Source organism: Corallococcus sp. bb12-1 (assembly GCF_026626765.1).
In the GTDB taxonomy this organism is placed as follows: domain Bacteria; phylum Myxococcota; class Myxococcia; order Myxococcales; family Myxococcaceae; genus Corallococcus; species Corallococcus terminator.
Window position 1 is genome coordinate 327,571 of record NZ_JAPNJZ010000024.1, and the last position, 22,128, is coordinate 349,698.

Sequence of the window (22,128 nt, forward strand, 5' to 3'; positions counted from 1 at the left end):
AGAGGTCGCGGGATGCCAGGGGCGTCCGAGGAGGGCGGCTTCGAGGAGTTGCTCCTCTTTCCTACAGCCGAAGCGGCGCGCCGGACCCCTGAATCGGGTCAAAGCGCTGCACGTCCACCGATCTCCGGGAACCGCTCATACACCCGCAGGAGCGCGTCCAGGTGGGCGGGGTTGTCCAGGTCGAGCGGCGCATCGGTGAGTTGCACGACCCACCCGCCCGTCGCCGTGCGCCGCGCCCGTGAAAGCAGCTCGGCGTCACGGGTCGGGTCCGGGAACCCGATGGCCCGCGCGGCTGCGGCAGACCAATAGTTGAGCCACCCAAGGTAATAGGGAATCTCGGGCGCGCGGATGTGCTCGAAGAGTTTCAGGGCGGGCAGCCCCCGGCGTGGAGATGGCGGCCCTTTCAGCGTGGGGGCAGTCTGATACGCGATGTCCACTGCGGCGTCGTATGGCGTCGCTCGTCCCCATAGCGCACGCGCTCCTTCCGCCACGCCCTCCAGCATCTCGGCCGCTGACGCGATCACCGGCTCGTCCAGGGGCAGTTTCGCGTGCACCTCGAACTGGGCCTGACCGCCTGCGCTGAAGGGCCCCGGGTTCTCCGCTCCCCAGACCGTCACGGGGTAGCTCTCGTCCCCGTTACACACCATCGGGAAGCCTCCGTCCTCAATCTTTTCCATGAGCCACGCGTCACGCTGCGGCAATGCATCGGGGCGCCCGCTTTTAGAGAGCCGCCATTCCAGCCGCAAACCGGGAAGCGCCTTCTCCATCCCATGGACGCTATCGATTGCGCGGCGGTCTTTGCCCTCAAGCGCAGGCGCGTAGACGATGAAGGTGAGCCTTTTTCGGGCAGTCATCGCCTGCACCCCGTGACGACGACATTCAGGGACTGATTCTCTTGCAACAGCGCGTCTCTGTGCGCCTCGGTACTCACCCCAATGACAAATTCATATCCGCATGCCATCGCAGTTTTTCTCTCCTTGCGTAGCTGCTCGACTTCCCTCTTGATCTCCCACAACTTGCGTACACCGACTTGCAGTGCATCGAAGCGTACACCGCCCACGAGCACGTCCATTCCAGGGTAACGGTTGGGAGGGAACTCGTCGGCGCACTCATCGGGGGAGGCGTGGCGTAGCTCATATGCCTCCAGCTCTTCCTTGATGGCGACGGCGACCACCACCACGCCAAGGACGATCACGGCCCCCACAACGAGCTCAGGAGCCACCAGAACACAGAGCCCGACTCCCATGGCACCAGCGCCAGCGGAGGCGACCGCGCATCTTCCCGCGGTGTCGTGGAACTCGATCTGGTCATGGTCGAGGGCCTGATAACACCTCTCCACCAGGACGGGCCAAGGCTGGGAAGCCTCGCGGACAACGCACTGCCCGCCGTCCGTCCAGGGCAGCGCCGCCGCTCGCTGGAGGTTGGCCATTCTCTGGCTCCGAGCTCCCCGCGCGCTGGGCGTCGGTGTCGACGTAGCGCAGGCGGAGAGAAAAAGCAGGAGTCCGATGCAAGCGCGGGAACGCATGACCACAGCCTTTCCACCGAGGCAAGGAGCAACGGGTCTGAGATGGCTCATGACTGGCGCCGGACCTGTACGGATGGCTCGGGGGCTCGCGTTCACGCGAACGTAACCGTGCTCCTGCGCCAGGTACAAGGATGGGAGCTGGCCTCCACCACGGGCACCGGGCGGTCTTTCGCCCAGCACCTCACGTCACCCAGCACTTCCTGCTTGAGAGCTGCCGTACAGGCAACGATGACGGCGGCGGCGTTGTAGCGCCCAAGGCGCTGGAGAAATCCGTCCCGCTCGTTCATGTCGTAGTACAGCGTCCGCCAGGTGATGTCCCTCAATCGCTGGGCCGGACTGTTCTCGTTGAGGGACTGGCCATGTAACTCGTAGAGCGAGGCTTGGAACTGGACCGGATTGCATATCAACAGCTCATAGCGATCCGGTGGCAACTCGAGTCGCTCGTACTTGTTGAGCAGCGGAAGTATGCAAGCTTCAATCCCCTCGCCGGTGGTTCCCTGCGCAGGCGCAATGGGCGTGAAGGTTTGCGTGTACTCGTACCTGTGCGGCGATTCAAGGAGCAGCACGATTCGCTTGTGCGGTGAAGTGTGCTCGTCTGCCCGCACATCTTGCCATTCATCATTTTTGATGGGATTTGCGCAGCCTTGGCAAGGAGACAAGGGCACCGCAGGCGTGCTGCTGGTCAGGTCGAGTACATATCGCACCACGTCAGGCACACGTTTGCTCTCAAGGTAGAGCCCGGACAAGACATGACGATCGCCGACGAACTTGTAACTGAGCTGAGAAGGCTGCTTGCTCGATTGAAGAAGATGTCTCTGCTTTCTAGCATTGGCCGCTACCTGCAGGTCGAGTTTCATGTTCTCGAGCCTTCTTTGTGAGAATGACTTTCGCCGGCGTCCATCAGTCGCTTTCATTCCTTGCTTCTCAAATGCCAGCTCCAGAGCCAGGTGGTTTCTAAGCAGCACTCCACAGCCAGTTTTTAGGAGTCACCCATGATGAAGAACCTCAGCCTTGATGCGTATATGAGTACTGACGTGAGATTCTGTTGAGGGTGAGGGTTGGAGCCAGGGGGTCGAGGGACCGAGGAGGGTCGCTAATGGGTGCTCCGGGGCTGTGACCCAAGCCGATGAGGAAGCCGTGTAGGCCCCTTTGGGCATATGTCGGCCCAGGCCGCGCTCCCTGCTTGGGTACGGCAGTACCTCGGTCATTCGTCAATATCCCTGATGGTGAGAATGCGAACGCACAGTCTTCTGAACTCTTCAGGAGCCATTTCCCCGAACCATGCATGGATGAGCTTGGACTGCTTTGCCGCATTTGACAGACCCTTCTTGGGGTCGTCTCGGTTCTCCATGTTCTGAACCCTATTCTTGAAGCTGGGCACCTCAAGGGGGGCCCTGGGTTTCTTCGGCCTGCTGTTGAGCCTGTCGACCAGTTCCTCATGGGAGCTTACAGGCAGACCCTCAAAGCCGTTGCGCGAGACGTGCAGAGCGAGGATGTCTTCGTCCCAAAGACCTGTGTATTCGTGCTTCGTGTCTCTCATAGACGCATCTTCCTGATCCGCTTGAACCGGCGGCTGGCTTCCCCGGTCTTGTCGGTGGTGAGCGCTTCGGCGGGCTACAGGAGCATGGGAGCTTGTTGGAGTCATCGGATGATCCACTCCAGGTTGGATCCAGCTTTGAGGCCCGGTACCAGAGCTCGTGGGTCGGATGTCGTTTATCGGCTGACCCGGACACGCTCCTAGAAGGCCCCGGACACGCCCACCATCTGCCGGCCAATCGAGGGGTTGAGCGACAGGGAGGAGGCCCGGCGGGAGGAGGGCGCGGCGTCGTCGGTGCGGCCGTGGAGGAGCAGGGGCACCGCCACGCCGAACGCGGAGCCAATCACGGCGCCGGTGAGCACGTCGGACAGGTAGTGCTTGTCCGCGCCCATGCGCAGAAGGCCCACGGACGCGGCCAGCGGCAGGCCCACGGCCCAGATGAGGCCCTGGTGCTTGTAGCCGCGCAGCGCGGCGACGGTGCCGGCGGACACGGCCAGGGAGAAGGCCAGGTTGGTGTGCCCGCTGTAGAAGGACAGGTTGTTGTCGGAGGGGTGGGCGGTGAGGCCCTTGTCGGCGTCGGACAGCACGTGGACGAAGGGGCGTTCGCGGCCCACGGTGAACTTCACCGCCTGGTTGACGACGGACGCGATGACGGCCGTTTCAACCATGATGGTGGCGTCCTGGGCGAAGTACTCGCCGGACGCGCCGGTGGAGTGGCCCGCGACGTACTGGGCGCCGAGCAGTCCCAGGGGCAGGCCCGCGAACCCGATGATGTTGCTCCAGGTGTCCGCGCGCTTGCGGGACGCTTCGGTGTTGCCCGCGATGCCCCGGCCCCAGCGGTCCAGGCGGTTGAGCGTGTCGGTGCCATCCGGCGCGCGGTCGCACCAGCGGCACTGGGCCGGGGCGAGGTTGTCCTTGAACACGGTCTCGCTGGAGAGCCACAGCGCGCCCGCGCCGCCGGTGATGATGCCGTCCCGGGTCCAGTTGAAGCGCAGGGCGTGGGGCGCGTCGGAGGCCGTGTCCTGGGCGGAGGCTTGCGACAGCGGCGCCAGCGTCAGGAGGAACAGGCAGAGGGTGGCGAGGGTCCGGAGGGAGGCGGGCATATGGGGCGGAGGAGCATAGAGGCGCTCCACCCCTTTCCGGCAATCCCCGGTGTCGTCGGGTTCAGCGGGCGTTGGGCTTGTCCACTCACGGCGAAGGCGTGATCCTGAGCGCATCGCCCGTTGCGGCTCCGCCCGCGCGCGCCCGTCGGGTTTTGGGCCCGCTGGGAAATGAATCGTTGCCGAAACCCCGACTTGCCGAAACGACCGTGTTCGTAGGAGGCGCGAAGACCTGCGACCCCACGTCACCTGTTACCGTCGGCGCCGTCTTCTCGGAGGTTGCCCGCTGGTGCTCCTGGTTTCCCGGCCGTTGTTTCTGCTGTCCCTTCTCCTGCTGGGCACGAACGCAACGGCTCAGGAACACCCACGCGGGCGCGAACTGGTGCAGCGGCGCGTGGCGCTCTCCCAGTCCGCAACCGGCAAGCTGGTGGAACTGCACGTCGCTTCGGGCTCCGTCACCGTGCTGGACTTCGACTCCCCCGTGGACCGCGCGGGCGTGAAGCTGGGTGACGCCAGAGACCGCCTGGAGCTGTTCGTGGTCAATGACCGGCTGGTCATGCTCAGGCCCGCGGCCGATGTGGCAGCGGGTGAGCGCGTCCTGCTGACCGTGCCCTTCGCGGATGGCATGTCCCCAGCGCGGGCCGTGTTCGCGCTCGTCACGAATGCCACGCAGGTGGATGCTCAGGTCCAGGTGTCCCGGTTGCCACGCACGGCCGAGGCGGTGCAGGCCGAACTGGACGAGGTGCGCGCCGCATGCGCGGGCAAGGACGCCGAGTTGGAATCGCTGCGGGCGCGAAGCGCGGCCACGGGGCCCTCGGGCATGATCCTGACCGGGACGATGGACTCTGAAGGTGTCAAGGCGAAGGAGCCCGGATTCCACCCACCGAAGCCCACTGACGGATTGAAGGTAAAGCAGGTCATCGCCTTCCGGGGGACAGGGTGGGTCGCGCTCTCGCTTGAAATCACGAATGAAGGGACGGCGCCCTGGACGCCCACGGAGGCCCGGCTATCCCCAGGCCGTTCCCGTGCCGTCACGGTGACGATGAAGGAACCGCGCATCGCTCCCGGCGGGAAGGCGCGTGTCGTGGTGGAGGTCCGTGGCGAGGATTGGCTCGAAGGCAGCGACCATCGGGTGGAACTGCGCGACAGCAGGGGGGCCCGGCGCCTTCTCATCCCCTCCGTGGTGTTCTAGAAGCGCGGGCCATGGTGCTTTTCATTCCCACCAGTTTGAAGCCTGGGCAGATGGTGGATGGCTGGCGCGTGGTGAAGCCCCTGGGCTCGGGCTCCTTCGGCGCCGTCTACCTCGTGGAGAAGGACGGCCAGAAATTCGCGCTGAAGATGGCCATGCGCCGCGCCAGCAGCGGGGATGCGGAGCAGTCCGATGCGCGCCTGCTGCGAGAAATGGTCTGCCTCGTTCAGGTGAGCGGCCATCCCAACATCGTGCGCACGCACGCCCACGGCCGATGGAACGACGCGACGCGGGGCTGGCTCTACGTCGTCGAGGACTACGTGGAGGGCTACACGCTGGGCGAGTGGCTGGAGAAGATGCACCCCACGGCGCATGAGGTGACGGCCCTCTTCATCAAGCTGGCCTCCGCCCTCGCCCACGTGCATTCGCGAGGCGTCTTCCACCGGGATTTGAAGCTGAGCAACATCCTCGTGCGAGCCTCCGACGGGGAGCCCTTCCTGCTGGACTTCGGGGTGGGCAGCTACGCGCAGGCGCCGGAATTGACGGAGGGCCCCCTGCCGCCCGGCACCCGGCGCTACCGCTCCCCGGAGGCCACGAAGTTCCTGCGCGAGCATGGCGAGGAGTCCGAGGCGCGCTACGCATTCAAGGCCACGGATGACGTCTACGCACTGGGCATCTGCCTCTATGACCTGCTGACGATTGCGCGTCCCTGGAGCGAGGCTCCCGCCATGTTCCTGGGGGGACGGCTGGAGTTGCCCGCGCCGCACTCGCTGAATCCTCGGGTGCCAGCGGCGCTGGGCGCGGCCGTCCTCCATTTCGTTGCTCGGGACCCGGAGAAGCGTGCCCCCACGGCGGAGGTGATGCGGCGCGAGTTGGCGGCACTGCTGCCCGAGGTGGGAGTCGCTTGGAGGGAGCCCTTCCACGTTCCCAAGCCTCCCGTCCAACTCGCCCCCGAAGTGCCGTCCCCCGCGCCATCGCAGGACGTGCCCGCCCCTACTGCCCGGCGTGGACTCGTGACCGCAAGAGGGGCTTTCGTGGTGGCGCTCGCCGTGCTCTTGGGCGGCCTCGTGCTCTGGCGCTTCACGACGCCCTCGGAGTCTCCTCCGGCCGCACAGCGCGCACCGGTAACGCCCTCCTCCGCACGGCAGGTGCCCCAAGAGTCGAAGCAGCCTGTTCCCCGTCCAGCGCCCATCACGATGCCCCCTGAAGTAGCCTCTCCCGTGTCCGCACCCGAGCCGAAGGAAAGTCCTCCCGTGAAGCGCGCTCCCTCGCCCCTCTCGCCGCCCGCCACCTCCACCCGGAAGCCAACGCCCCTGGCCGTCTCCCAGGGGTGGCCCCCGGCGGAGTGGGGGGGCTTCCTCAAGACGTGCGCGGGCCTGACCGCCGCAGCCGCCCTCCAGATGGGGTGCCCGGCAGCCCAGGTGCGTCCCGAGTCCGCGGAATGCCCCGAGGCCGCGCGCAAGGCGATGTTCAATAAGAAGAAGGACGGTGGGCTGGGGTTGCGAAAGGAGGCCTATGTCGCCTTCTACGTGGACGCGCGTCAGAAGGGCGAAGGTGATCTAGGGGTCTACCGCGAGGGGCCCGTGACGGGTGAGGTGCATAACGGCGCCCGGCCCGAGCTCCCCGAGGGCACGCTGCTTTACGGCTACCTGTGGACGGGGAACAAGGACGTGCTGCTGGGCCGCTACACCGAGGCCCGTCTTCCGAATGGCCAGCGAGTGCCGGTCTGCATTGAGATGGGAAATGATTATCAACTCGGATGGCTCACCAGCGACGAGTCCAAGCCGGGGGAGATTGTGGCCCGCCGTAATCAGTCCGGCCTCGCGGTCGAACGTTGGCGTTGAGGCCCCTGCCCAAAGTAACGCCTGTTTACGATTCAGCCTCTGTCCATCTCACTCGGAGTGAGGGGGGACTGCGGGGAACGTTGAACCCGTCGCGTCGTTCCCCCTGAGCGATGCGAGCCCTACCTTGCACATTCCTTCGCGCGAATTCCTCTCGCGCGGGTGCAAGGGGTATCCGCATGGTCCATCCGTCCAACCCACCGCTCTCCAGCGGCGTCGTGCTCTTCACGCAGGGGGACACCTCCTACGAATTCTTCCGGGACCTGGGCGCGGGGCGCCTGGGGGAGCGCGTCCTGCTCGCCTTCGTCCGGACGCCTCAAGGGCTGGGTGACTGCGTGGTGCTCAAGTGCATTCCCCTGCCGCAAGGAGAAGCGCTGTCCGAAGGTTTCCAGCTCACGCGGACGCGCTTGGAGGAAGAGGTGCGGCTCGCGCGCTACCTCCAGCACCCGCGCATCGCGCGCGTCCATGGGCTGGTTGAGATGACGCATGGGCTGTGCGTGGTGATGGAGAATCTGGAGGGCCTGTCCCTCAACACGCTGCTATCGGTGGCCCAGGCGCGCGGGCGCTACTTCTCCGAATCCTTCGTCCTCTACGTGGGCGCGGAGGTCGCGGCGGCGCTGGACTCCGCGCACACGCGCACGGATGAAGCGGGCCTGCCGCTGGGTATCGTCAACCGCGACGTCAACCCGGGCCGCATCCGCCTGGGGCCGCGCGGTGAAGTGCGCATGACGGACTTCGGCGTGGCCCTCTCCCGGTTGACGGGCCGCGTGGCGACGTCCTTCCCCCGGCCCCAAGGTGAAGTCCTCTATGCCGCGCCCGAGGCGCTGATGGGCGATACGGTGGATGCGCGAGCGGACCTCTTCTCCCTGGGACTGACGCTGCTGGAGTTCGCCACGGGGCGGCACCTCTACGACCCGGGCCATCTGCTCGCGGACGGGGTGGAGGCGCGGCTGTCACGGGAGGAACGGGAGAAGGTGCTCGCGGCGTCGGTGGCCTCGCTGGGGCTGACGCTGCCGCCCTTCGCGGAGGACATCATCCGGTGCGCCATGTCCTACCGCTCCGGGGACGTGGAGCGCGCGGCGCAAGGGCTGTCCGTGCCCCTGCGCGACATCCTCCACACGCTGCTGCGGCCCGAACCCTCGGAGCGCTTCGCCACGGCGTCGGAGCTGGAGGGCCTCTTGCGCGCGCGGCTGGCTCGGTTGCCGCCCTATTCGGGAGAAGACGCGGTGAGGGTGTCAACGGCCGGGGTCATGGACCGCAGGAGGGTCGGCCAAGCGGATCGGGGTGACGAGTTCGTCATGCAGCCGCAGCTCGAGTTCGCGGCGTTGGCGAGGTGGGGTCGGCCAAGCGGATCGCATCCGGAGACTACCGAGGCTCCTGGGAGGAGGGCTTCCTGCGCCGCGTTGGGGGCGGATTGCGGAAGCTGTCGCCTTCGATGACGAGGAGGTGGGAGTGGTGGAGGAGCCGGTCCATGGCGGCGCTGGCCATCAGCGGGTCGCCGAAGAGGGGCGGCCACTCCTCGATGGCGCGGTTGGAGGTGATGACGGTGCTCTTACGCTCGTACCGCTGGCGGACCACCTCGTAGAGGTCCGCGGGTTCATCCTGGGTGAGGGCACGCAAGCCGAGGTCATCGATGATGAGCAGCTCGGGCGAGGTGAAGCGCAGGAGGCGCTTCTCGTAGCTGCCGTCGCCCCGGGCGGCGCGCAGCTGCTGGAGAAGCTCGTGGGCACCCAGGTAGAGGGCGCTGTAGCCGGCGCGGCAGGCACGGTGGCCGAGGGCCTGGGCCAGGTGGGACTTGCCGACGCCGGTGGGGCCGACGATGAGGACGTTGTCGTGGCGCTCCAGGAAGCCGCACGTGCCCAGCTCCAGCACCTTGGCCTTGGGGACGCTGGGGTTGAAGTGGAAGTCGAAGTCCTCCAGCGTCCTTGCGTGCTCGAAGCAGGCGCGGCGCACGCGTTGGGAGAGCTGCTTGGAGTCGCGTCGCTCCGCCTCGTCGCCCAAGAGCCGGTAGAGGAATTCGGAGTGGGAGAGGTTGTCGTCCACCGCCTGCTGGGTGCGCAGCTGAAGCGACTGGAGGACACCGGACAGGCGCAGCTTCTTGAGCATGGGGACGAGCGCGTCAGTGGCACTCAATTTCGGACTCCTGGGGCACGACGGAGGGGTGCAGCAGCTCGGCCACGCTGCGTGCGAAGCGCGGCTGAGGAAGCGAGGGTGACGCCGGGGCCGCGAGCGCCAGGGGCAGCGGCTGCAAGTCCAGTCCCTGGCGCAGCAGATTCTTGATGGCCCGGTAGGTGTACGCGCCGTAGTAGTGGGCCCTGCGGGCGGCGGCCTGGGCGCGCTCGGGCGGGAAGCTCTCCAGGTGGGTGACGATGGCCTGCACCGCACGTAGCTGCGACAGCACGTCGTCGGAGTCGAAGACGGCGCGCACGTAGGTGAGGACGTCCTCGCCCAGCCTCGCGGCCCGCCCTTCCCAGTAGCCGCGGCTGCGGTGGCGCAGGTCCGCGCGGTGCTGGGGCAGGTGCGCCTCGTGGGTGCTGTAGAGGCCACTGCCGCGCCGGGCGTGCGTGGCCACGCGCACGTCGTCCGCGTAGGCCTCCAGACTGGCGTCGGTGACGCGCAGCCAGACTTCGCTGCCGACGAGGCGCCAGGGCACCGAGTAGAAGCGCCGCTCGAAGAGGGCGTGGCTGTCCTGGTGGACGCGCGTGGCCTTCCAGAGGACGGGCGTGAAACGCTTCGCGGGCAGGGGCCGCAGGGCAGGCAGCTCCTCCTCGCGGAAGACATCCACCGGGCGCCGGCCCGTCGTCCCGTGCCGGCGCACGTTGGCCACCTCCGCCAGCCAGCGCTTCAAGTCCGCGCGCACGGCGTCGACGTCCTGCCCCTCGCGGCCCTTGAAGAAGTTGGACTGGACGTACTTGACGCCCGCTTCCACCTTGCCCTTCTTCTGGGGCGCGTACGGCGGCGTCGGGTCCACCTTGAAGCCATAGTGCCGGGCCACTTCGCGGTAACTGCGATTGAGGGCGGACGGCTCGTCCGGGGTGAAGGCCGCGCGCAGCACAGCGGCCTTCAAGTTGTCCGGCACCACCGTCTCCACCACGCCGCCCAGCTGCTCGAAGGCCTCCACGTGCAGCCGCAGCCATGTCGGTAGCGACTGCTCGAAGACGACGTCCGCCACCAGGTAGCGGCTGTGCGCCAGCACCAGGACGAAGACCCAGGCCTTCCTCGGCACCCTCTGCTTCGGGCACAGCAGCTTTCCCACGTAGCCAAAGTCCACCTGCGCCACCTCACCCGCCGCGGTGACGACGGGGATGGCGACGTCCTGCGCCCTCACGCCCCGCGCCTTGCGCAGCTGCCGCACCATCCGCTTCACCGCCGAGTCGCTGGCGCTGAAGCCTTCCACCTCCAGCCGCAGCCTGTCGTGGATGGCGCGTGCGCCCAGTCCCTGGGCAAGCCATGACTCCACGCGCGGCTGCCATTCCACCAGCGACGACGTCTGCTGCGCGGGCACCCTCGGCGGCCGGTGCTCCAGCACCCGCAGCTTGAGCGTCTCCAACTCGGGCACCTCCTCCGGGCGCCCCTCCAGCATCCCCGCCCTCGTGAGCGCCGCGCGGTACGCCCGCTCCGTATTCGGGCCCATCCTCAAAAGCCGGGCCACTTCGCGCGCACCCGTCCCCATCCGGTGCAGCCGCACCAGCTCTCTCAACCTGTCCATGTCGACTCTCCGGTAACTCATCCGCGCGCGCCCCTCCGCACACCGCTCCGGCGGTGCTCGGTGGGGCGCGAGGATGCATGGGATGACTGCCCAGGTAGGCACTCAGCCTACCCACTGGCTACGTTTCTTCTAATCGCCTCCGCCGTGGGCGGACCGCCTCCGCCTCTTCTCCGGCGGGCGATCCGCTTGGCCGACCCTGGGCCGATCCGCTTGGCCGACCCTGGGCCGATCCGCTTGGCCGACCCGGCTGCGATCCATTACCCCGGCCCGTTACAGACGACAGTGCCAGGCCCTGGAGCGCGCCCGGCTGGTGGGAGTCGCCCGCCCACGGGCTGAAGCCCTGACTCTCGCCTCCCTCCATGCCCTCGGTGGCATGTGTCTTTCAGGTCCAGTCCGCCTGTCGGACTCGGCGGGTATGACGGGGTTCCGCACGCCACGCCGGAGTGCAGTCAGGAGGCGCGAGCAATGGGCAACCGCTGGTGGGCGGTGCTGTGGCTGGGGCTCCTTTCCCTGCGAGGAGCGGCCACGGCTTCGCCAGACTCCGATGCTTCGGCCCCCAAGGCACCGATCCGTCCCTGGGCTTCACTGGCGCGGCTGGAGGTGGCGACGCTCGCGTTCCTTCCGCGCTCAAGTGGCGGTGAGGCCGAGGGCTTCGTCCAACTGGAACCCACGCTCGTCCTGGATGGTGGTCCCGAGTTCGGCCTCAACCTGGGCGCTCCGGTTCGGTTGCGAGCGTGGGGTGGCACGGGCCTTGTGCGGAGAGAGGACTGGGACAGCCTCTCGGACTGGGGGCAGGTGGTGCGTGGCCTCAAGCTGGGCTCGAACGACGCGCCCGTGGGCGTCTGGTTCGGCGCGCTAGAGTCCTACAGCCTGCTGTCCGCGCATCTCGTGCGGCGCTACTCCAACCGAAGCAATCCCGACTATCACCCAGCGGGAGGCTTCCTCACCGCCACCCTGGGACCCCTCTACACGCAAGCGTTCGTCTCGGACGTGCTGGGCGCGCGCCTCATGGGGGCGGAAGCCGCGCTGGACCTGGAGCACGTCCTCTTCGGCCAGCCTCGCGAGCCGGGCCGCTACACGCTGGCCTTCTCCGCCGTGCATGACTGGGGCAAGGCTGGAGGTCGAGCCTCTTCGGTGACGCTGGCGCACCTGGACGGAACCGCCGTGGCGGTGGTGCGGCCGGGCTTCGAGGTTCACTTGCTTGCCGGCTGGGGCGGACGGCCCGGTGAGGGCGGCGCGTGGGGTGCGGTGGTGGGAGCGGGCGCGGATGCATTGACGCCCACGCTGGACCTGCGGCTGCGCTTGGAGGTGCGTAGGCAGCAGGGTGGCTTCCGACAGGGCTACTTCGGCCCGGACTACGAGTTGGCGCGCTTCAAAGCGGCGGGGCCGGAGGGAGTGCCACTGGCGGAGGCTCTCTTCCCGGACGGGACTTCCGCCTATGGCGAGGCGGAGGTGGGCTGGGACGCGGTCCGCTACGGTGGCCTCTCCAAGCACCTGAAACTGTCACTGGGCGCGGAAGCCTTCTCGTGGGGCCGCTTCGACGTGGATGGGCGTGTGTCGATGCAGCTCTTCGCGCGCAACCTCGACGTGGCGTTGAAGGGACTTGGGGTGGGCATGGGCCAGCCCGGAGCGCGCTACCTGGGCGCGGTGGAAGCGCGCTGGCGAATCGCGGCGGGGAAGCTCTATGCGATGGCCACGGGCGGCACGCTGTTGTTCCCGGAAGGTGACGGGACGCTGCGTCCAGGTGCTTTCGCCTCGGTGGGCCTGGGGGTGGACGATGCGCGCTGACGCCCTGGTGTTGGCCCTGGTGCTGATGGCCACGGGATGCGCCTCCGTGTCGCAGGTGCCTGCGCGTGGCCGAAGCTTGAGCTACGCGCCGCGTGAGGACTCCGCGCCCGCGTGGGTGAAGGCTCCGAACGATGAGCCCCCGCGTGCCTGGGACTCCCTCCCACGCGTCCTCTCCGGGTCCGAGCAACGGCTCCTGCGCCGCCAGCAGCCGCGTGACGACGTGACAGCCGTGGGAGACGTCGGCAGGGAGGCAGCCGCTGGGGGCGGGGCCCGGAGCGCAGCACTGACACGGCAGGCAGTCCTCGACGCGACGAAAGAGGTGAAGGGCTCCCTGCGCAGCGTCGAGGCCGCGTTCACCAAGCTGGCGGCACGTCCTCCAGACCTTTGGGGCTGGAGCCTCACCGGCGTCTTCACGCGCTACCTCGATCAAGGCTCGAAGCAGGTGACGTGGCTTCAGGGCGCGCTCGGGAGCGCCACCGCGTTGACGGAAGTGGCCTCGGAAGTTGGCGACACGGACATGGAGCTGGGCCTGCTGCGCAGGACGGGGCCGAAGCTCCAGGCAGCTCAGTTTGGAACCCTTCTGCTGGCCACCTGGGTGGACTTCCTGCACCTCGCGGACGCCGTGCTTCGCAACTGCCCCATGTGCAGCGCCGAGAAGCTCTTCGTGGACCTTCATCGCGTGCAGGGGTTGATGGAGCCCACGCTGATGGACCTCGCCTCACTGGACCCGGAGCGGGTGGAGGCGGCGACGACCGCGATGCCCGAGCTGATGGGGAAGCTGACGCATGAATTCGACACGCTCCAGCGGGAAACCCGCGAGACCCTGAAGCTTGGCGGGCAGGTCATCTCGGCGATGCAGGCGGTGGAGATGGTCACGATGATTTCCACGATGAAGATGGCCCTGCCACGCGTGCCGCCCTCGGCCCCTGTGATGCTTGGCGTGGGCCTCGTGATGAGTTCGGGCAGAGTCATGGTGGGCTCGCGGCTGGTGGTCTCCGCCGAGTGGGTGGAGATGATGCGAAGGCTCGTGCAGGCGGGCGTCATCTCCGTACCTGCCGTCGGCGCGGCCGTCCTCATTCAGGGCGGGCAGGTCACGATGGCCCAGGCGCACCAGGACTTGCCCAAGGGCGTGCGCGAAGCGCTGGGCGATAGCCCGGAGGTGCGCAGCATGCAGGTGACGGGCAGAGCGGGGGCAGGCATGTCGGACGCTCCGAAACACCATGTGCTGCCGCAGGAGCACCGCGAGTGGTTCGAGCAGCGCGGCTTCAAGGGCGACATGGACATCGACCAGTTCTGCGTCCGGTTGGAGCAGGCCCACCACGAGGCGATCCACGGCGGGGGAAACTGGAAGCTGGGTCGCACATGGCCCGGTGAATGGAACCAGTTTCTTATGCGCGAGTTGCTCAAAGCCGAGACACGAGCCGGCCGCATGTTGACGCGGGATGCCATCCTGAAGCTCGTCGCAAAGCACATGAAGGACTATAAGATCCCAATGAACTTCGCCTCCTGGAGGGGCCCCTGACCGCCCGGCATCCGTGGGAGGGCGACGTGAGAGCCCGCCTGTATGAGCGGGTCCGCGAGCGTGGTTACGACACGCTCACCGCCTTTGCTGAGGCGCGCCCTGCCGTCCCGTTGCATAGACTGGCCGACGAGCTTGGTGAAGACGATGTCGCTGCGGTGCAGGTGTTCAGCGGGTTGCTCGCTGAGGCAGAGCAGAGTAGGCGGGTCACACGTCTTGTGCGCGATGTGCTCGTGCGCGAGCTGTCCGACGACTTCCCCGACGGCTGGCCGGCCGTGATGGACGACGAAGCCCGTATGGACGTTGCCATCGCGCTCGGTCGATGGAGTGGTTACACGCCGGAAACCCATCAGGAGCGCGTTGACCGGGCCGGCGATGTGCTCCTCTCCAATCCGCCGTCCCCTGGCTGGCGTCCGCTCGGGCCTGACGATGAGTTGGTCCGCATGCTCCTACCTGACGAAGAGGCCTGACCACCACCCGTCGCTGGTGAGTTAGCGACGAAGCCGCCATGTGCCCCCAGTGTGCCCCTCCGACGCGGATTGAGGGGGCACACCAGGGAACGGAAGGGGACGCAGAGGGATGAGGAGGACAGGGGGAACGGCGCTTCCTGCCTGGGTTTCCCATCGCTTCATCCCCTCGTATCCTTCCGGAGGCGCCGCCACGATTTCACGCCCCAGTTCGAGCAGCGTGGCGCTCTCCGACGGGTCGGGCCGCTTGTCGCGCAGGGTGACGAACTCCTCCGCCGCGTGGGGTGGTGAACCGCCACTGCGCCGGGTCGGATGGCGTTCCCGCGACGTCGGACTTCCCGGGTTCCGGAGGACAGCAGGCGGGCGGACAACGGGCCAGGGTGTGGGAATGGGACGAAAGGAGCATGAAAAGGGCGCCCCTGGCCGTTCTAGAGTCCTCGCCCCGCATGTCCCGCCCTGGCCGCACACTCCACGTCTTTCCCGATGCCGCGCGCCGTCAGGCGGCCTTGCGGGCGGAGCGGCGTGTGCGGGGCATCTCCCTGGGCTCCCGCCTGCTCACGTGGGACGACTTCGTCCACGCGCTGGGTGGGGCGGGGGAGCTCAACCGGCGCCCCTGTCCGGCGACGGCGGCCCGCGCGGTGGTGGCCGGGCTGGCCAGCGCGCTGGGCACCACGCCGTTCGGGGACTACGTGCGCGAGCCCGCGTTCGCCCGGGCCGCGGCGGACGTGCTGTTGGACTTGAAGGCGGGCCGCCTCTCCGCGCGTGAATTGCAGGACGCCGCGGAGGTGCTGCCCCCGGAGCGCCGCGCGCGCGTGCGCGTCCTGGCCCGGCTGTACCACCTGTACGAGCAGCGGATGGCGGAGCTGGGGCTCGCGGACCGCGAGGACGTGCTCCGGGGCGCGCGTGAAGCGCTGGACCGGGGCGCCTGGCCCTCGGGCTGGGACGGCGTGACGGGGCTGGTGCTCCACGGTGTCTACGACGTGCGGCCGTCGAAGCTGGAGCTGTTGTTGGGGCTCGCGGCGGCGTGCGAGTCGCGGCGGGTGTCGCTGCGCGTGGAGACGCCGGTGGGAGGCTCGCCGGTGGCGGACGCGGCGCTGGCGGCGCTGTTCCGGGCCTTCGAGAACCGGGGCGAGTCGATGCCCCACGTGGACCTCTTCAAGGCGGACGTGACGTTCGAGGGCCGGCCCTTCACGGACCTGGGCCGGCACCTGTTCTCCCCCCGCGCCGCGCGCGACGTGTTGAAGGACGCGGTGGACGGGCTGACGGTGTGGAACGCGACGTCCGCGCGCGAGGAGGCCCGCATCGTGGCCCGCGACGTGCGGAGGCTCATCGCGGCGGGCAGCGCGCCGTCCGACATCGCCATCACGTACCGCGACCTGGGCCCGGAGGCGGGCTGGTTGGCGGAGGCGCTGGGAGAGCTGGGCGTGCCCGTGCGCCTGCCCTGGGGCGAACCGCTGGCGCTCGCGGGGCCGGTGCGCCTGGCGCTGGAGCTGCCGGTGCTGATTGAAGACGGCTTCCCGGCGGAGCGCGTGGCGGAGATCATCGCCAGCCGCTACGTGCCGTCGTTGTCGCGCGGAGGGCCGGATGCGCCCGCGGCGCTCCTGGCGTTGGCGGCCGCGCGGGATGACCGGCTGGGCGCGACGCGAGGCAGGGGCGCCTACGACGTGCGGCTGGAGGACCTCGCGCGCCGGATGCAGGCCCAGGGCGGCCGGCACAAGGAGGACGCGGTCCGGGTGATGGCTGTGCGTGCGCTGCGCGACCGCGTGATGCGGCTCATCAACGAGTGCCGCCACATCCCGAAGGAGGGCACGGCCGCGGAGCTGGTCGCCGCGTGGTGGAAGGTCGTGGAGCGGCTGGGCCTGCTGGACTCCGCGGGCAAGCTGGAGCCGCGCGAAGAAGGCAGCCTGGGCGCGCGCATCGAGGACGCGAGGGCCCGGGACGACGCGGCGCTGGCGGCGTTCCAGCAGCGCATGGAGGCGCTGCTGCGCTCCCTGCACGCGGTGGGCGGCGGTCCGGAGATCACCCGGCGGATGCTGGGGCGGTGGCTGGCGGATGCGCTGCGGGACGTGCACCTGCCCGCGCGCGGACCGACCACGGGCGCGGTGGAGGTGCTGGATTTGAGCGAGGTGCCGGGCCGCACCTTCCGCCACCTCTTCGTCGCGGGTCTCACCGAAGGACGGCTGCCCGGGCGCGACCCGCCGTCGCCGCTGTTGGGGGACGCGGAGCGCGTGGCGCTCAACCAGCACCTGGGCCGGGACGTGTTCCGGCTGACGGGCGGCGAGTTCGATGACCGCGCGCCCTGGAGGCTCACGGAGGACCGGCTGCTGTTCGCCAGCGCGCTCGCGGCGGCGGAGTCGTCGCTGAGCCTGTCGTTCGCGGTGAAGGCGTCGGGCGGACAGGAGCAGGTGCCCTCGGCGTTCCTGGAGGAGGTGCGCCGGCTCACCTCGCATCACTGGCGCACGCGCACGCTGCCGCCGGTGCTGCCGCTGGACGAAGTGCTCACGCGCACGGAGCTGCGGCGCACCGTGGCGCTGGAGGCGCTGGCGGGACAGTCCTATCCCAGCCTCCGCGTCACCGAACCGGATCCCGCGGGCAGGATCCTCAAGGACCGCTTCGGCACGGAGGACTGGTTTCGGGGCGCGCGCGAGCTGGCCCACATGGAGGCCGCGCGCCTGCGCTTCTTCGGCAGCGACGACGAGGCCACGGGCGAGTTCACCGGCGGCGTACAGGGGCCGGAGCTGGAGCAGAAGCTCCGGGAGACGTTCCACTTCGGCCTGGAGCGTCCCTTGTCCGCGAGCGCGCTGGCGCGCTTTGGCAACTGCGGCTTCCAGGGCTTCGTCGCGTACGGGTTGAAGGTGGCGGAGCCGGTGATCCCCGGCGAGGAGTTCGACGCCCGGGGACGCGGCACCTTCTGGCACCGCGTGATGGAGGAGGTGTTCAAGGCGCTCCGGGACGAGAAGCTCCTGGGACAGGCGCCGGAGGACATCCCCAAGGAGGTGCTGGAGAAGGCCGTGAAGAAGGCCAGCAAGCACTTCGAGGAGCTGCACCACGTGGGGCACCGCGAGCTGTGGAAGCTCGCGGGAGAGAAGGCCCATGCGATGGTCCGGCGCATCCTCACGGATCAGGTCCGGGGGCTGCCGTTTGATCCGCTGAAGCCGGAGGGCTTCGAGTTGAAGTTCGGTCCCGCGGCGAAGGATCCGCGCTGGAGCGACGTGAAGCTGCTGGTGGCGAATGACGCCATCATCTTCGAGGGGCAGATCGACCGGTTGGACACGGCCGGCGTGGAAGTGGGCGTCATCGACTACAAGACGGGCCGCCTGGACAAGCGCACGCTGAAGGAGAACCTGCTGCGCTCGGACTTCCAGCTCCCGCTGTACCTCTACGCGGCGCGCGAGAGCGGCCACGTGGGGGCGCGCAACGCGGCGTGGTTCTCGCTGCGCACGGGGGCGAGCATCCATCTGGCGGACGTGATGCCGCCCGCGGAGCTGGAGGACCTGCTGTCCACCGACCCGGAGGTGCGCCAGCGCGTGGCGGAGGCGCAGGGGCTCAACCTGCCCAACGCGGTGGAGACGCTGGTGACGCGCCTTCGCAACGGAGACTTCCCGGCGCGGCCCAATGACTGCGGAAGGTGCGGCTACCGCGCGGTGTGCCGCATCACCGAACGGCGCGTGATGGACGAGGGAGGCGGATGAGCGACACCGCGCCCCACATGCTCGCGCTGGAGAAGAACCTGGCCCTGATGGCCGGCGCCGGCGCGGGCAAGACGTACAGCCTGGTGACGATGACGCTGCACCTGTTCGCGGGAGCGCGCGAGGCGGTCCCCACGCTGCGGGTCGCGGGAGCGCGCGAGGCGGTCCCCGCGCTGCGGCCGTCGCGGCTGGGCATGCTCACGTTCACGGACAAGGCCGCCGCGGAGATGCGCAAGCGGGTCCGCGAGCGGCTGGACGCGCTGGCCCAGGGCGATGTGCCGTTGGACGCGGAGAAGGACCTGCGTGCATCGCTCGCGAGGCTGGAGCGGCCGTTCCCCACGCAGGACGAGTGGCGCAAGGTGCGCGAGGAGCTGGGCGCCGCGACGGTGGGCACCTTCCACTCGCTCTGCGGACAGATCCTGCGTCGAGCGCCGCCCGCGGTGGGCATCGATCCCGCCTTCGAGGTGCTGGACGAGTTGGAGTCGTCGGGCCTGCTGGAGGACGTCACCGAACGCGTGGTGCTGGATGCGCTGGAGGGCGGCGACGCGAAGGTGCGCGAGCTGTGCGCGGAGCTGGGCTTCTCCGGTTCGGGCTTCTCCGACGGACTCGTGGCCGCGCTGATGGACGTCTACCGCAAGATGCGCGAGGAGGGCTTGAAGGCGGCGACGGCCCGTGTAGGCGATGGTGTGGCGGACAAGGCGCAGCTCGAAGGCCTCATCCAGGACTGCCGTCGGCTGTGCAACGAGGCCCGGGCGCAGGACGCTAAAGGCGAGTGGAATTCCCTCCTGTCCAAGTGTGAGCGAGCGCTGGAGGGGATGACGCCAGACACATTCCTCCAGCCGGAGCGCTTCCCTCAGTTGCACTCCGTGCTGCTGCCGGAGGCGCGCAAGCTGGCGAACCTGCGCAAGGGCGCGGGCGCGTGCATGAAGGAGCTGCTCTGGAAGGTGAAGGGTAAGAGCGACGATTCGGTGCGGCGGCTGGAAGATGCCTATGCCGCGTGGCGCACGGCCCCCTTCGAAGAGACCTTCCGCGACCTGCTGGGCCAATTGGAGACGCGGCACGACGCGGAGCTGACTCGGCGCAACGTGTTCGACTTCACGTCGCTGCTGGTGAAGGCGCGCGACCTGCTGCGCGACCACCCGGAGTTCCGCCAGCAGATCCAGGAGCGGCTGGGCGCGCTGCTGGTGGACGAGTTCCAGGACACCAACCGGTTGCAGTTGGAGCTGGTGCTGCTGTTGTCGGAGCGGCGGGAAGGTGGTCCGCGAGAGCTTGCGCCGGGCGCGGACCTCGTGACCGCGCTGCCGCTAGAGCCCGCGTTCCTGTGCGCGGTGGGTGACCGCAAGCAATCCATCTACGAGTTCCGAGGCGCGGACGTGTCCGTGTTCACGGTGCTGGCGGACAAGATTGAAGCGGAGGGCGGGACGCGCGGCTTCCTCCAGCACAACTACCGCTCGCTGCCCGGCGTCCTGTCCTTCTTCAACCGCGCGTTCGCTGGACTGCTCGTGGCGAAAGAGGCGACGCCCCGTCCGTTCGAGGTCGTCTACGACGCAGCGACGGACGACCTGTCCCCCACGCGCCCGGAGCTGGCGGACGGTCCGGTGGTGGAGCGTTTGACGCTGCCGGAGGCTGACACCGCTCCGGAGCTGCGCGAGTACGAAGCGGACTCGGTGGCGCGGAGGCTGCGGGTGATGCTCGCGCCCGGAGCGCCCGCGACGGTGATGGCGGAGGACCGCAAGGGCTTGCGTCCCGCGCGAGGTGGCGACGTGGCCATCCTCTTCCGGACCTTCACGCACCTGGAGGAGTACCGCACCGCGCTGATCCACCACGGCGTGCCGCACCGGGTGCTGCGCGGACGCGGCTTCTACGGAGCGCAGGAGGTGCGCGACCTCGCCTCGTTGCTGGCGCTCCTGTCGGACGCGGACGACGCGCTGGCCTTCGCCGCGGTGCTGCGCTCGCCGCTGGTGGGCCTGTCGGATGCGTCGCTGTTCCGGCTCGCGGGGGACCTGCCGCTGTCGCTCGGTTCGCCGCGATTGGTGGACGCGGACGTGCGCGCCGCGATGTCCGCGCGCGAACAGGCACGGCTCTCGCGCTTCCTGGACCTCATCCCCGTGCTGCGAAGGGAGCGCGACCGCCTGGGCGTGCACGTCCTGCTGCACGCGGCGCTGGAGGCGACCGGCTACCGCGAGGCGCTGGCGGGTTCACCGTACGCGGAGCAGGCGAGCGCCAACGTGGAGAAGCTCCTGTCCCTGGCGGCGCGACGGGACGAGCGGGGAACGGGCGGCTGCGTGGCCTTCGCGCGCGAGCTGCGCCAACTGGCGGACTCCGACCCCAACGAGGCGCAGGCGGATCTGCTGGACGAAGGCGACCCGCGCGCCGTGCAGCTCTTGACCATCCACCGCGCCAAGGGCCTGGAGTGGCCCGTGGTGGTGGTGCCTGGAATGGGAGGCCGCAGGCGCACCACGTCCGCGCGCGCGTACTTCGAGCGCTCGTTCGGGCTGGCGCTGCGGCCCTGGATGCCGGACTCGCTGGACACCTTCACCTCCGAGCGCTTCGAAGCGGTGCGCGCCGAACTGAAGGCCCGCGAGGACGCCGAATACCTGCGCCTGCTCTACGTGGCCCTCACCCGCGCCAAGGACCTGCTGGTGCTGTCGGGCGGAGAGGAGAAGCGCGCGGGCACGGATTCGTGGTGGCACCGCGTGGACCGCCGGCTGGAAGCGGATCCATCGCTGCGCGCGCTCGCGAACGACGTGGATGTGGAGCAGTTGCCGCCGCCCGCGGATCCGGAGCCGCCCACCGCGGAACAGGAGGCCGAGGCCGAGGCCCGTGTCGAGTCCGCCCTGGCCCGCGTGTCCGAGTCCGCATCCGACGACTTCGAGACGGGGTCCTCGGGAGCCTCCGACGCTGGGCCCGACGAAGGGGACGCGGCGTTCGACGAAGCCCCGGCCATCGCCTCCGTGCGCGCGGTGCAGGACTTCCTCTCGTGCCCGCGCCGCCATCACTACCTCCACCGGCTGGGGCTCGCGGTGGGCTCGGAGCCGTGGGAGGCGCCCGCCCGGTCGGCCCCGCTGCTGGTGGATCCGGAGGGATGGTTGCCGGTGGAGCGTCCGGATCAGTTGGTGACGCGGCTCCTGCGGCAGGTGGACCTGTCCCTGGCGGGGCCGGACGCGGAGGCCTCCGAGCGCCGTGCGCACCTGGAACAACTGCTGCGCAGCGTGGGCCGTGATCCAGGCGAAGAGGGCCTGGGAGACGTGCTGGCCACGGCGGAGCGCTTCCTGGGCACGCCCTTCGCGAAGCGGCTCGCGGCCACGCCCGCGTCCAGCGTGCACCGGGGGCTCGACTTCGTGCTGGACCTGGAAGATGGCGCCGACGGCGCCGCGCTGGAGGGGATGATGGATCTGCTCTGGGAATCGCCGGAAGGGGAGGCCGTGGCGGTGCTCCTGCGCCCGGGCGCCCGGCATCCCCTGGGGCCGGCCGCGTGCGCGCACGAACTGGCGGCCCTGTCCCTGGCGGCTTCGCGGATGGTGCGTGACGGGGTGCCGGTGCGGGTGGGGGTGGCCTTCCTGGGTGAGGCGTCCCCGGAGCCGGAGTTCCTGCCGAAGGGGACCGGGGAGGCGGGGGCGGTGCGCCTGCTCGCCCGAGGTGTCCGGGCACTTGTCCAGTCCGAATCCATGGGGACCGGGGTGGGGTGGGACAAGGCGGCCTGCCAGGCCCTTCATTGCGGCTTCGCGGAACACTGTCACCCGGCCCCTCCCGCGTGCTAAGCG

General features: G+C 69.0%; 15 protein-coding genes. 8 read left to right on the forward strand and 7 right to left on the reverse strand.

What is annotated here, in order from left to right; translation table 11 throughout:
• Positions 1-98: 98 nt before the first annotated feature.
• From OV208_RS28935 to OV208_RS28955, 5 genes are all read right to left on the reverse strand, one after another.
• Positions 99-854: a DUF5953 family protein gene (locus OV208_RS28935; RefSeq protein ID WP_267577153.1), complete on the reverse strand. Its 756-nt coding sequence runs from the start codon at positions 852-854 to the stop codon at positions 99-101.
• A complete protein-coding gene (locus tag OV208_RS28940) occupies positions 851-1,525 on the reverse strand; it encodes a DUF6310 domain-containing protein (protein ID WP_267577154.1) in 675 nt (224 codons plus the stop codon). The genes OV208_RS28935 and OV208_RS28940 overlap by 4 nt, the downstream gene beginning before the upstream one ends.
• Positions 1,526-1,617: 92 nt before the next feature.
• Positions 1,618-2,382: a hypothetical protein gene (locus OV208_RS28945; protein WP_267577155.1), complete on the reverse strand. Its 765-nt coding sequence runs from the start codon at positions 2,380-2,382 to the stop codon at positions 1,618-1,620.
• Positions 2,383-2,729: 347 nt separating this feature from the next.
• The gene (locus OV208_RS28950) at positions 2,730-3,065 is read right to left on the reverse strand and encodes a hypothetical protein (protein WP_267577156.1); all 336 of its coding nucleotides are present in this window, start codon (positions 3,063-3,065) and stop codon (positions 2,730-2,732) included.
• Positions 3,066-3,262: 197 nt separating this feature from the next.
• Positions 3,263-4,165, reverse strand: a complete 903-nt coding sequence (locus tag OV208_RS28955; protein WP_267577157.1) for a phosphatase PAP2 family protein — start codon at positions 4,163-4,165, stop codon at positions 3,263-3,265.
• A 286-nt stretch (positions 4,166-4,451) separates the two neighbouring features.
• Between OV208_RS28955 and OV208_RS28960 the strand changes: the two genes are divergently transcribed.
• From OV208_RS28960 to OV208_RS28970, 3 genes are all read left to right on the forward strand, one after another.
• Positions 4,452-5,354 carry a DUF2381 family protein gene (locus tag OV208_RS28960; protein ID WP_267577158.1) on the forward strand — a complete coding sequence of 301 codons (903 nt, stop codon included), beginning with the start codon at positions 4,452-4,454 and terminating at the stop codon, positions 5,352-5,354.
• Positions 5,355-5,365: 11 nt separating this feature from the next.
• Positions 5,366-7,195 carry a serine/threonine protein kinase gene (locus OV208_RS28965; RefSeq protein ID WP_267577159.1) on the forward strand — a complete coding sequence of 610 codons (1,830 nt, stop codon included), beginning with the start codon at positions 5,366-5,368 and terminating at the stop codon, positions 7,193-7,195.
• Positions 7,196-7,371: 176 nt separating this feature from the next.
• Positions 7,372-8,631 carry a serine/threonine protein kinase gene (locus OV208_RS28970; RefSeq protein ID WP_267577160.1) on the forward strand — a complete coding sequence of 420 codons (1,260 nt, stop codon included), beginning with the start codon at positions 7,372-7,374 and terminating at the stop codon, positions 8,629-8,631.
• Here the strand turns inward: OV208_RS28970 and istB are convergent.
• A complete protein-coding gene (gene istB, locus OV208_RS28975) occupies positions 8,558-9,325 on the reverse strand; it encodes an IS21-like element helper ATPase IstB (protein WP_267577161.1) in 768 nt (255 codons plus the stop codon). The genes OV208_RS28970 and istB overlap by 74 nt on opposite strands.
• Complete coding sequence (gene istA, locus OV208_RS28980; protein WP_267577162.1) at positions 9,312-10,901, reverse strand: IS21 family transposase; 1,590 nt, start codon at positions 10,899-10,901, stop codon at positions 9,312-9,314. Before istA ends, istB begins: the two co-directional genes overlap by 14 nt.
• 465 nt (positions 10,902-11,366) lie before the next feature.
• Between istA and OV208_RS28985 the strand changes: the two genes are divergently transcribed.
• From OV208_RS28985 to OV208_RS29005, 5 genes are all read left to right on the forward strand, one after another.
• On the forward strand, positions 11,367-12,689 hold the full coding sequence (locus OV208_RS28985; protein ID WP_267577163.1) for a hypothetical protein: 1,323 nt from the start codon (positions 11,367-11,369) through the stop codon (positions 12,687-12,689).
• A complete protein-coding gene (locus tag OV208_RS28990) occupies positions 12,679-14,211 on the forward strand; it encodes a DUF2380 domain-containing protein (RefSeq protein WP_267577164.1) in 1,533 nt (510 codons plus the stop codon). The genes OV208_RS28985 and OV208_RS28990 overlap by 11 nt, the downstream gene beginning before the upstream one ends.
• A gap of 26 nt (positions 14,212-14,237) precedes the next feature.
• Complete coding sequence (locus OV208_RS28995) at positions 14,238-14,678, forward strand: NUDIX hydrolase (RefSeq protein WP_420715056.1); 441 nt, start codon at positions 14,238-14,240, stop codon at positions 14,676-14,678.
• 443 nt (positions 14,679-15,121) lie between these two features.
• Positions 15,122-18,367: a PD-(D/E)XK nuclease family protein gene (locus OV208_RS29000; RefSeq protein WP_267577165.1), complete on the forward strand. Its 3,246-nt coding sequence runs from the start codon at positions 15,122-15,124 to the stop codon at positions 18,365-18,367.
• Positions 18,364-22,125 (forward strand): UvrD-helicase domain-containing protein, encoded by a 3,762-nt coding sequence (locus OV208_RS29005; RefSeq protein WP_267577166.1) that lies wholly within the window; start codon positions 18,364-18,366, stop codon positions 22,123-22,125. The genes OV208_RS29000 and OV208_RS29005 overlap by 4 nt, the downstream gene beginning before the upstream one ends.
• Positions 22,126-22,128: the final 3 nt, after the last annotated feature.